14 protein-coding genes are annotated in these 11,455 nt (G+C 42.7%); 10 read left to right on the top strand and 4 right to left on the bottom strand.

Annotated features, from left to right (window positions below; genetic code table 11):
- The 10 genes from RTV33_RS00175 to RTV33_RS00220 all read left to right on the top strand — a co-directional run.
- On the top strand, positions 1–1,460 hold a 1,460-nt coding region (locus tag RTV33_RS00175; protein WP_312640302.1), incomplete at its 5' end, for a recombinase family protein.
- Between the two features lie 80 nt (positions 1,461–1,540).
- The gene (locus tag RTV33_RS00180; RefSeq protein WP_312640304.1) at positions 1,541–2,299 is read left to right on the top strand and encodes a BRO family protein; all 759 of its coding nucleotides are present in this window, start codon (positions 1,541–1,543) and stop codon (positions 2,297–2,299) included.
- Positions 2,292–2,867, top strand: coding sequence for a hypothetical protein (locus RTV33_RS00185; protein WP_312640306.1), 576 nt, complete (start codon positions 2,292–2,294; stop codon positions 2,865–2,867). The genes RTV33_RS00180 and RTV33_RS00185 overlap by 8 nt, the downstream gene beginning before the upstream one ends.
- Positions 2,868–2,934: 67 nt before the next feature.
- On the top strand, positions 2,935–3,774 hold the full coding sequence (locus RTV33_RS00190; RefSeq protein WP_312640308.1) for a DUF1016 N-terminal domain-containing protein: 840 nt from the start codon (positions 2,935–2,937) through the stop codon (positions 3,772–3,774).
- 140 nt (positions 3,775–3,914) lie between these two features.
- Positions 3,915–5,216 carry a hypothetical protein gene (locus RTV33_RS00195; RefSeq protein WP_312640309.1) on the top strand — a complete coding sequence of 434 codons (1,302 nt, stop codon included), beginning with the start codon at positions 3,915–3,917 and terminating at the stop codon, positions 5,214–5,216.
- Between the two features lie 216 nt (positions 5,217–5,432).
- Positions 5,433–6,275: a DUF4238 domain-containing protein gene (locus tag RTV33_RS00200; RefSeq protein ID WP_312640311.1), complete on the top strand. Its 843-nt coding sequence runs from the start codon at positions 5,433–5,435 to the stop codon at positions 6,273–6,275.
- Positions 6,276–6,738: 463 nt separating this feature from the next.
- A complete protein-coding gene (locus RTV33_RS00205; RefSeq protein WP_312640313.1) occupies positions 6,739–7,101 on the top strand; it encodes a hypothetical protein in 363 nt (120 codons plus the stop codon).
- A 30-nt stretch (positions 7,102–7,131) separates the two neighbouring features.
- Positions 7,132–7,281, top strand: coding sequence for a hypothetical protein (locus RTV33_RS00210; RefSeq protein WP_312640315.1), 150 nt, complete (start codon positions 7,132–7,134; stop codon positions 7,279–7,281).
- On the top strand, positions 7,278–7,526 hold the full coding sequence (locus RTV33_RS00215) for a DUF4368 domain-containing protein (RefSeq protein WP_396327198.1): 249 nt from the start codon (positions 7,278–7,280) through the stop codon (positions 7,524–7,526). Before RTV33_RS00210 ends, RTV33_RS00215 begins: the two co-directional genes overlap by 4 nt.
- A 187-nt stretch (positions 7,527–7,713) precedes the next feature.
- Positions 7,714–8,154, top strand: coding sequence for a GNAT family N-acetyltransferase (locus tag RTV33_RS00220; protein WP_312640317.1), 441 nt, complete (start codon positions 7,714–7,716; stop codon positions 8,152–8,154).
- A gap of 458 nt (positions 8,155–8,612) precedes the next feature.
- Here RTV33_RS00220 and RTV33_RS00225 read toward each other — a convergent pair whose 3' ends face one another.
- The 4 genes from RTV33_RS00225 to RTV33_RS00240 all read right to left on the bottom strand — a co-directional run bounded on the left by RTV33_RS00225 (position 8,613) and on the right by RTV33_RS00240 (position 11,454).
- Positions 8,613–9,707: an alpha/beta hydrolase gene (locus RTV33_RS00225; RefSeq protein ID WP_312640319.1), complete on the bottom strand. Its 1,095-nt coding sequence runs from the start codon at positions 9,705–9,707 to the stop codon at positions 8,613–8,615.
- 31 nt (positions 9,708–9,738) lie between these two features.
- Positions 9,739–10,278 carry a PadR family transcriptional regulator gene (locus RTV33_RS00230; protein WP_312640321.1) on the bottom strand — a complete coding sequence of 180 codons (540 nt, stop codon included), beginning with the start codon at positions 10,276–10,278 and terminating at the stop codon, positions 9,739–9,741.
- Between the two features lie 418 nt (positions 10,279–10,696).
- On the bottom strand, positions 10,697–11,116 hold the full coding sequence (locus RTV33_RS00235) for an Rrf2 family transcriptional regulator (RefSeq protein WP_312640323.1): 420 nt from the start codon (positions 11,114–11,116) through the stop codon (positions 10,697–10,699).
- A gap of 38 nt (positions 11,117–11,154) precedes the next feature.
- Positions 11,155–11,454 carry a hypothetical protein gene (locus tag RTV33_RS00240; protein ID WP_312640325.1) on the bottom strand — a complete coding sequence of 100 codons (300 nt, stop codon included), beginning with the start codon at positions 11,452–11,454 and terminating at the stop codon, positions 11,155–11,157.
- Position 11,455 lies beyond the last annotated feature (1 nt).

An 11,455-nucleotide genomic window follows, 5' to 3' on the forward strand; every position in this document is an offset into this window, starting at 1 on the left:
ACACCGAGAAAATTGCCGCCCAGCCCGACTGGACGATGGTGGATATGTTCGCAGACGAGGGCAAAACCGCCACCTCAACTAAAAAGCGTAAGGACTTCCTGCGGATGATCAAAGCCTGTGAAAAAGGCAAGGTAGACCTCGTCATCACCAAATCGGTGTCACGCTTCTGCCGCAATACGCTGGATGGGCTTGATTATGTCCGCAAGCTCAAGCGGATGGGTGTGGGAATCCTGTTTGAAAAGGAAAATGTCAACACCCTCTACATGGACAACGAGATGATCCTCACCTTTATGATGAGCCAGGCACAGGCCGAGAGCGAGTCCATGAGCGGCAACATCCGCTGGGGACACCGCAAAAATTTCAAGGACGGCAAGGTTTACTACCACTATGCAGGCTTCATGGGCTACCGCAAGGGCGAGGACGGTCTGCCGGAAATTGATGACGAGGAAGCGGAAATCGTCCGCAGGATTTTCTCACGGTATCTGGTGGGACACAGCGTGTCCAAAATTATCGCAGACCTTGAAGCGGACGGCATCAAAACAGTGCGGGGCAAGGAAAGCTGGAATGACCGCGTCGTCCGCAATATGCTCCGCAACGAAAAATACATCGGTGATGCTCTGCTGCAAAAGACCTTTATCGCAGATTTGTTTACCCATCAGTCCAAAAAGAACAACGGCGAGCTGCCCCAATACTATGTCCACGACTGCCACCCCGCCATCATCGACAAGGTGACCTTTCAGCGGGTGCAGGAGGAACTGGCCCGCCGCTCCAGCCTCAGAAAAGTAAGCTCCAACGCAAAAACCGAGCTTGCCAAGTACAGCGGCAAGTATGTGCTCTCCGAAATTTTATCCTGCGGCAACTGCGGCAGCCCCTACCGCCGCACCACATGGACAAGGCCGGAGGGCAAGAAAATTGTCTGGCGGTGCATCAATCGGCTAGAGCATGGCAAGAAATTTTGCAAGGACGCGCCCACGCTGGAGGAAGGCACCATCCATGCCGCCGTAGTTGCGGCGATGAACGAGCGGTTCAGCCAAAGCACTGTAAAAGCCCTGCTGAAAGACAGCATCCTGTCCGCTCTTTCGGGGAGCGGCGAAGGGATAAGCCTTGCGGCCATCGACAGCAAGCTGACAGAGCTGCGAACAAAGCAGTTTCACCTCCTCCAGCTTGCCGCCGCCGTGGGCGCGGGCTCCACCCTCTACGATGAGGACTTGAACCAAATCAGCATGGAGTTTTCCGCGCTGGTGGCAAAAAGAGCAGAGATAGAAAAAACACAGCAGGATATCTCCCAAGCGGACAACCGCGCCGAGCAGATCGCCGCCGAGCTGGACAGCACGGACATCGGGGTCACCCAATTTGACGAGGTGTCGGTGCGACAGCTTATCTCAGCCATCCGCGTGATGAGCAAGGACAAACTGCTGGTCTGCTTTAAAGACGGAACTGAAATCGAGCAGATTATCTAAATCAACATGATCCCCAGCGGTCAGCACCAAGCAGAGCCAAACGGCTCTGCTTTTATTTTGGAAAGAAAAGAGGTCTAAACATGGAAATGCAAATCTTCGAGAACAATCAATTTGGCAGCATCCGCACAATGACCGATGAAAACGGCCGCATTCTATTTTGTGGCAGCGATGTTGCCAAGGCTTTGGGCTATCGCAACTTTAGAGATGCGTTGGCGCGTCATTGCAAGGGGGTCGTGAAACACGACTCCCTTACAGAGGGTGGTCGACAGGCGTTCTCCTTTATCCCCGAACCCGATGTCTACCGCTTAATTTTTCGCTCTAAGCTGCCCTCTGCCGAGCAGTTTGAACAGTGGGTGGTGGAAATCGTGCTGCCCACGCTGAGAAAATGTGGCGCCTACATCACACCGGAGGTTTTGTCCAAGATGGAGAAAAGCCCCGAATTTACGGCACAGCTTGTGCGGCTGCTGAAACAGGAGCAAGCAAAAACCGATAGCCTGCAAAACCAAATGTCTGAGATGACATTAAAATGCGAGTATTTTGACAAGCTGGTGGATACCGATACCCTCACCAATATCCGCCAGACGGCAAAGGAACTGCATATTCCTGAAAAGCTGTTTACCTATCTGCTGGTGGAAATGGGCTTTGCATACCGCGCAAAGAAACATCTCCTCATGCCGTATGCCTTTATGGTTACCAGCGGATTTGCCGAGCTGAAAGAATACACAAACGGCAAGCACGGCGGTGTGTATATGCTGTTTACACCGGTCGGCAGATTGTATCTGGCAAGAAAAATCACCCGGCGATTGGCTGTCAAAGATATGGAGGTACACGATGAATAAAATTACTACTGAAGAAATCCGTGCTATGAGCGACCGAGAAGGGCTTGTGCTACAAGGCTGCGGCGGAGAATTACAGGAATGGGTAGACGGCATCAATAAAATGTTTACTGACGAGCAAATACTCAAAAACGGTGATACATTTAAGGAGGTTTCCGTGTTCGAGCATAAGGGGCTTACAAATCTGCTGTTTATGATGGATGGTGTGGACTTGGATATCGGCAAGCTGGCGATGTGGCGGCTGCAAAGTCATACAACCTTTGGAGGCACTTGGCTGTCAGACTATGTTCCAAATCGCTTGGGTGGGTTTGTGGCAGAGCAACCTAAGCAGGAAAAGCCCGATTGTGCGCTTATCGGCGAGGACGGCAACATTTTCAACCTCATGGGAATTGCCGCACAAACGCTGAGGGAAAACGGTCTTGCAGAGCAAGCAAAGGAGATGCGGGAGCGGATCACCTCAAGCGGCAGCTATGATGCTGCCCTCTGCATTATCGGGGAATATGTCAATATCACCTCCGCCGAAGATACTCAGGAACCAGTCGAGGGCATGGAGATGCACCACAGCTACTAAACTTTACCGGCAGAAGCCTCTGCCGGGTACATAGAAACAGGCTCACCGAGCCGGAAGGGAGAAGCACATGAAAGCATTGAAAAACGAAAGCATCATTTATACCGAGCAAATTGTTTCCGCCATCGCCGACTGCTACCGCAAAAGTGCGGAACCCAGCAATGCCGAGCTGATGAAGCTCTACAGCTTTACCGGCCGATGCATCTGTGCCCAGGGTGAAAAGGCGTTTGTAGTTTATCTGGCGGAGCAGCTCTCCCAGCAGTTTCCGCAGCTGAAAGGCTTCTCCCCACGCAACCTCCGCAGGATGCGTAATTTTTACCACATCTATGAAAATGATCCCAGCCTCATGACAAAAGCCTTGCTGTTGGGCTGGACACAGAATACCGTTATTTTAGAGTGCTGCGAAACAAATGAGCAGCGCTCTTTTTATCTTGGGCTTGCCGCAGAGCAGAGCCCCTCCAAAATCGCCCTCATCAAAGCTATTGAAGCCAATGCTTTTGAAGCGGCTCAGAATATGGCGGAGCCTTGCGCCGCTGTGTGCGAAATTACCTCCGACAAGACCGTGGACACAGCCGAAGCCGCTGAAACAGCGTGTTGGGCATTTGTGCCCGCCTGTGAGCCGTCCCGCCAAGGGGATGGTGCGACCAGCGACATGGACAAAGATGCCGTCATGGTTATGACCGCAATTCCGCAGGCCGAGCCTGCAAAATGCGAAACCGCTGCCGCTCAGATATGCCACCAGTATTTATGGTGGAACTCAGCACATCAACTTCTATTCAAGCCGCCAACCTCCCATGCGGAACCGCCGCCGCCCTATATGGGGATAATAAGTGAAATTACTTATTCGTTTGAAAATATGCGCTACAAAGCAAGAGCGAGATCGCCCAACCCGATACCAATGTCAGCGTAGTTACATTAAAATTATCAATCCCAATTTTGGCACTATTATTGATTTCAGAGATATAACAGTGCTATACTAACAAACAACAACTTAGCATTTTGGGTAAGCATCTTAACTACGTAACGCAGTTTGCTGCGAGGAATGATACATTGAGAGGTGAACATTTGGTGCAATTGGAAAGAACATATCATTATCCAGAAAAGGGTGCGACAATCAATGATTGTGATAAGCACTCCAAATATATAATTAAAGTGGTTGCACCAACCGATGTTGCGTGCGCCTTTTTTGACTACTCACAAAACTTCAACATGGCAGCGCATACTATAGCGACTTATTTATTAGAATCAGAACGTGGCGATATTTCTAAATTGGACACATATTTTTTCTCTTTATCTTTTCTGTATCGCCATAGCATCGAACTAATTCTAAAAGCTATTGCGTTCCAATATATAAAAACCCAAACAGATCAAGCATCTTTTGTAAAAGATACATTTCATAATTTGGAGATTATTCTTCAAACTATTGAGGAAAATTTCCACACATCACGATCAGATGCTGAAATGATATGGTTACGCACATATTTATCGGACATATCAAAAATTGACAGGGAATCAGATTCGTTTCGATACCCCTTCCACATTGTATGGGAATCTGATGACTGGCTTATTTCTGGGAAGTTTACTATAAAGCGCATTTTTGAGGAGCAGACACATATTGACTTGATAAAGTTTGCGAACAAATTTGAAGCTGCTTATGAGATATTGAAAAAGTGGTATCATAGAGATACTGCACCTGCTAATGAATATGTTGATTTAAAGCCAATATTTATTGAAGAAGGAGGATACTATTACGGGCAGTCGGTTGTTGGATATGCCTATAATCGCGATGATTTTTTCCCATATACAAAAGCCTATTTAGAAACAGCAAATTACTTAAGACAATACATGAAAGTGCATTGTCTTAGCAAAGATGAAGAATGCGCAAATAATCTCTTTATGCCCATGTGTTACCTTTATCGAAACTGTGCCGAATTGAGCTTGAAAACTATTTGGTTCGAGGAAACAGGTGAGGATTTCCAAATTCGCTGCAAGACGATGTTGGATAAAAAACATAGCATCCTTGGACTATGGAATTTAATTAAGCCTTATGCGGTCGAATGTGGAAATGGCGATGGCGATGAAGAATATATTGGGATGCTGGAAAACTACTGCAAACAACTTCATACATTGGACAGCGATGCCAGCAAGTTTAGATATCCTGTTCAAAAAGACATGAAACCATATTTTAATAGTAATCGCCGCTTTGATTTTTGGACTGTAGGAAAATTCTTAGAAGCACTTAATAATGCATTGGACAGCATAGATTCTGCACTTAGCGTAATGAACGAATATAAAGCTGAAATGGAAGCCGAGTACCGTTCTGAGATGATGTGTGATTATGATCCGTATTAATGCTTTAATAGCTTTCACGAGTGAGCAAATAAAAAAATCTTTTTTCCATCATCATTACATTAAAAAGACCGTCGACAAAAGTCGACGGTCTTTTGCTTATCCAAATTCATGAAAGGTTTATTAGCGGCAAATTCTATGAGGGTAATCTAAAAAAGTAAGTAATACATTCTTTGGGGGAATACTTCTAATTATTATTTAAACCAAAGGGTGGATTTTATGACTCAACCTAGGAATCATCACTTTGTTCCACAGACATATTTAAGATATTTTTCTGCGTCTGATGAGAGAATAGGAGTTTTTGATAAAAGTACTCAAAAAAGATTTGAAACAGCTACTCGCAACATCGCTGCGAAAAGGGACTTTTACCGCGACACTCTTTTAAATGATGAATTCTATTGGGAGCGTTTTTATGCAAAAAAAGTTGATCCACTAATACCACATACATTTGATATACTTAGATTTTCCAATTATTTTACTGACGACACATGCAAAATTTTAAATTATGATTTGAAGGAGAAACTATCTTATATAATATTTTCACAGATAATACGCACGAAGAAATCTTATCTAACATGGTTAAATTACAGTTCACAAGTTAGTAGGGATATATTTCTCTCTCATGAAGATTTATTGCCGTTATTTAATAATGGAATTAAGTTCATTGATTTAATTAATAGGTCATATTTATTACAGTTTCTTAATTCCAATGATTTTGTTTCATCAGGAATGAAATCTTTGCTTAGTATGCTTTGGCTTGTGTATAGAATCACAAACAAATCAAGTTCTTTTCAAACGAGTGATAATCCTGTAGCATTTTACCATATTCCCTCAAAATCTTGTAATATAATTGAATATGGGCCTATTTATAAGGATTGTGTCATTCTTTTCCCTATTAGCGATAAACTCTGTATAGTCCTATGCCCTCCAGATTGCACAAACAGTAATAGTCTTATGCCTTACTCAAACTGTATTCTTGAGGCACCTATGGACTTAGTAAATGTATGTAATGAAATTCAGCTACAACAATGCTTTCGGCAGATTTATTATAAACCATATTGAAGGCTTTCCCAAACTTATTAATCATATTTATTCTTTTAAATAGCACGTGCCGACTAACTGTAAGGTAATAATATTATAATTGGAATAAGGAAAAACAGATTAATAGATACATTATTAAATGTAATATTCGCTTGTTCGTGCCTAAAAAACCTTGTTTAATGTGTGTTTGTCCTTATGAACACTCGCACCATAACATTAGGTCAAAATAGATGCAGGGCCGAAAAACCCAGTGTTTATACGGCCTGACGAGGGTTTTGAATGAAAAAATCAGAACCTTCATAGATGCACCCTGTTTTTTCAAAGGAAAGCGTGGTGTTTCTCTTTTAGGCCGGAATCAGTCTGGCAAATAACTTTATAAAGCCAATACCCTATAGGGCAAATTTAAGCGGCTGTGTTCTTCGTAACTGAAAAACACAGCCGCTTTTTTTGTTGCCCAAAAACGAAAAGAAAGGACAGATGCATCATGAAAAATGAACTGACTACCCTCCGTTTATGGAATCCACTCTTCCCTCACATCTACCTCCGGAACGAATGGGGAGATTTGGAGAACAATCCGGTGGATTTAAGCGCTGGGGAAATTTTAGAATATGAGGATAAAATCCTCGATCTCATTAAAAAGGAAAGGCTGTCCGATGAGAGCGAGCGTGGCCTTGCCGTTTACCTCGATGATGACCTCAGCCGGAAGATACACAGCATCAACCCTTCCGTGGAGGAATGGAACGGTAAGCTATGGGGTGTGACCGGAGTGCAAACCTACGGCCACCTTTCTCCCTCTGAACTTTCGGAACTGACCGACTGGCTCTCCTCTCAATTTAGTGATGGCTGAGGCGAGGGACTGGAGCAACGGGAAATTAAGGTGGATGACGGTGAGCTGTATCTTAGCTTTTGGGATAGCAGCGACCGCTTCTTCATTAAGCCGGAGGATGAACTGAAAAACAGCCAGTCCTCCGGCTTTGGCATGACGATGAGCAGGACTACGAGCAACAGGCCAGCCGCTTGCAGATGATACTGGATAACCTGTTTGCCGAGCGTGACGAGCTGGAACACGGCATCGACACGGAAAACCCCTTTTTAACCGCATTTCGTCAACATGAAAATATTGACAAGCTGACGAGGGATATTCTAATTGAGTTGATAGACCACATCAAGATTTACGAGGGCGGCAATATCAGCGTAAAGTTTAAGTTTGCTGACGAGCTGCGCCGCATAGCCGAGTATGTGGAAATCAACAAGCAATCGGCGGCTGGTTAAGCCGCCACCCCGAGTTTGTACGTTGTTCTTAATATGGTTCGTGTTCGTAGGGGCCTATGCTCCTAATACCGTTGTTTCTAATGACACAGAATTAAAGTCATGTATGAGATTTGAACTCATACATGACTTTTACTTTACTGATGATATAATAAAGCAAAGATTATTTATATAATAGTCAAGAGGGTTTATGGAAATAATAAAAGTTGAAGACAGAAATTCGGTACTGATAGAACAACTTGTAACGGTATGGAAAAATTCTGTAAAGGAATCCCATTTATTCTTATCGGATACAGAAATAGATAATATCCAGCAGTATGTACGGCAGGCTTTAGCTGGAATTTCGCATTTGATAGTTGCAAAAAAGGGAAGTGGTATTCCTATTGCCTTTATGGGGATAGAAGGTCGAAAGCTTGAAATGCTATTTGTTTCTCCCGAAGAGCGTGGGCATGGTGTTGGAAAGAATTTGCTTGTGTATGGCATTCAGGAATACGCAGTAAGTGATTTGGGAGTAAACGAGCAAAATCCTGAGGCAAAAGGATTTTACGAACACATGGGTTTCAAGGTTTACAAAAGAACCGAAACAGATGAACAAGGTATGCCATACCCAATTTTATACATTAGGTTATGAGCATAATCTACGTGAGGTTAGTTCAAATCCCAACTAAAAATCCAATGATATTTTTATACAGCAAGGCTCGCAGCGATGTCCATACTGTTCCATAAAGGAATTATTGTATGGCAAATGAAAAAGGACATCTAACGATGTCCTTTTTTCGTTTCTATTCAAAATCCCCACCCATCAATATGATAGGCAGGGATTTTTCAGTTTATGATCTCATAAAACGCATAGGCTTGTTGCTCTGTCATTCCCATCTGAATTGCTTTCTTTCCTGCTAAATCATCTGTATTCGCTCTTAGTTCTGTTACCAGAAAAGGCAGTTGCGACCTGTTTCTGCTATACACCTCATTCGGTGTATGTTTTCACTGTCTGAAGAAAATTAGCTGCACTGTTCTTACTCCGTTACTCACGCTGCACCTCACCACCTCAATCCAAGAATAATGGGTATTATTTATTGATTGCTTCTACTAATTTTTTAATACATTACTTAACGCCTTCAACAATGCCTCTGAAAAATATTTCGGCTTATCAACAAACGGGATATGGCCCGTGTTCTCGATAGTTATAAGCTCTTTATTTGGTGCGGAAATATCGTTAAAATAACTAAACGCCATCCTATACGGCGTAGTCCAATCGCAATCTCCCGCAATAATTATTACTGGAACTTCATATTGCAAATTGTAATCATACATTGATAATTTCCCATCTGAGAAAAGCACTTCATAAAGCTCGCTATTTGATTCGATGAGCTTGTCAAAACTCAGCATCCATTTTAAGTCATTAAATGTCATATATGGCGAAAATAAAAGCAAGGGAACCATCTTATCGCCGTATTGAGACGGCAGATATTTCTCTTTTAGTTGCCGAAACTTCATAAGTTCTGTAGCTTCCGGTTTATCAAGTTTTTGATAGGCCATTATCAATTCAAGCGTTTCGCTTATTTCCTGTGCGTCTTGTGTTTTGCCCGCCGCATTCGCCAAACGTACTGCTTCTTGCGCTGATATTTGCTCAGATTTCTTGAAATTCAACATTTGGCTTATGGCTATATAAGCGGATACCTTTTCGGGGTGTTCTCCCGAATAAATCCCGCCGAGAAACGTCCCCCATGAATGCCCCATAATTATTACCGTTTCTTTTTCATACTCTAAACAGATATACTCCACCAACTCGTCTAAATCCGACAGCAGTAAATCCAAAGTAGGTTTCTTGACTTTTTTATTACGATAATAAGTGTTCCCGCAACCACGCTGATCCCAGTGAACTATCGTATAATCTTGCTCTAAATCTGCTTGCCAGCCATACGAATAATATGCCATACTATTGCCCGGCCCGCCGTGTAGCATAATAATAACCGGGTTATAAATGTCTTGTCCCCGAATTTGTATATACTGCTCAACTCCGCCTATGGTTATGTATTCGGCTTTTTGAATGCCTGTTTCCGAGCGGATTTTGTATTTTTGAGCGCCGATAATTTTTCCGATAATTATTGTCAATGCAAATAAAATTAACAATCCGAACAATATGACCAGAATTATTTTCACCTTTTTCAAACCTCTAATCATATCAATATTTTCTCTTGATTAAGAATGATTTTTATTTGTTTTGCTCGTCTAACACTTCTAAAATTTTTTCAATGAACTGTTGTTGTTGCCGGATAATAGCAAACATATTATCCATCGTAATTCTTGATAGTGGAGAAGTGTCTTGCGCAGCGGCTTCATTTGTTTTTTGCCCTTGCTCAAGCACATGGTATTCTTCATCAAGCAACTTTTTTTGTTCTTCCAGAGCTTCTCTGGCCTTTTCGTACGGGATTTTATAAAGAAGGGATAATCCGCTGTATAGTGTTGTAGGATATATGACAGAGGAAGTGCGTAATGAATCAATTATGATAGATTGCAAATAATTTTTCCCTTGATCTGTAGTTTTATATATAGCTTTTTGTCTATGTCCCGTCTGCTCAACACCTGTTAACTCAATATAATTTTCTTGTTCCAATTTTTTTAACGCATGATATATTGAACCAACCAATACACCACCCCATCTTTCAGCATCTGCTCTGCTTATCTTTTGTTGAATGTCGTAGCCAGACATTGGTTGTTCGTCTAATAATCCAAGCACAAGCAATCTCGTCACTGTATATCCACCTCCATTTACAATACTCAACATTGAGTATACAGCATTAAGTATCTTTTATCAAGTCATTCTAGATTTCGTTTTGATAAATATTTGTGATAAGCTCCTACCACACGGCTTTGGGCTTGCCATGCTAGTGTTTCTGCTCATTTCGCTCGGCATCACGCTTGCACCCCTTCAAATTGTTAGTGTGAATAAACTTGCAAGTTTCCGGAGGAGATGAACAAGATATCACAAACCTGATTTGACTAAGCAAAACACCTGCAGATTGGCCCAGTAAGCCAGTTTGCAGGTGTTTTTATTTTTATCGGCAGTGTGCTTTATCCACTTTTATCTACAATCTAGTGAACAAAACGAATTCATCAAATTTTATCCGCCAAGCATTTATTCCTCTTAGATTATAATTGGGTACACATAGCTATAGCTCATTGCCAAAAATCCTCTTATCAATATCACAGATTGTGATGGTTTGTAACTGTTCTTTACATGACTGATCCAGCTGGTCGTAAATATCGTCCATGACCTCTGCCATGCCAGACGCAATCAAACATTTCTTATCCATGCTGCCTGACCGCCAGGAGGAATACACGATTCGGGCACCTACTGCATCATTCACCTGTTGCAAAGAAACCTTTGTCGGGTCTGCATCAAACAGATATCCGCCGTCTACACCTTCTTTGGTCGTGACCAGCCCCGCTTTTTTCAATTTGGCCATTACTTTTCGAATGCGAGCCGGGTTTGTACATATGTTTTTTGCCAAAGTTTCGCTTGACAGCGTAATTGCTTTATGGTTTAAAAATACAAGCGCGTGCACCGCAATTGTAAATTCACTTGTCATATTGTCTCTACTTTCCTCCAAACTTTTTTCTAAAAGGTTTATGGCTCATTCTTTTCTTTTGATGATTTTAAAGTGTCCCATAAAAAATACAGATGAAGCAAAACCAGGCCGCCATAGATTACAAGTGTACTCTGCGGTGTCATTGCACAGGCGATACCGCTGCTTTGACGAACCAGACTGGTTATTAGCGCAAAGCCGTAAACCAATGAAATGCTCATGTAGAGCAGTGCAGAAAATTTATGCTTTGTCTGCTTTATGTACAGGGTATTGGTGATCAAAACCGCAAAGGCAACACCCAGTCCTAGAAACGAAATAACAGTGGATAGTATGAATTGCATT

The organism is Hydrogenoanaerobacterium sp., from assembly GCF_032017025.1.
GTDB lineage: Bacteria > Bacillota > Clostridia > Oscillospirales > Ruminococcaceae > Hydrogenoanaerobacterium.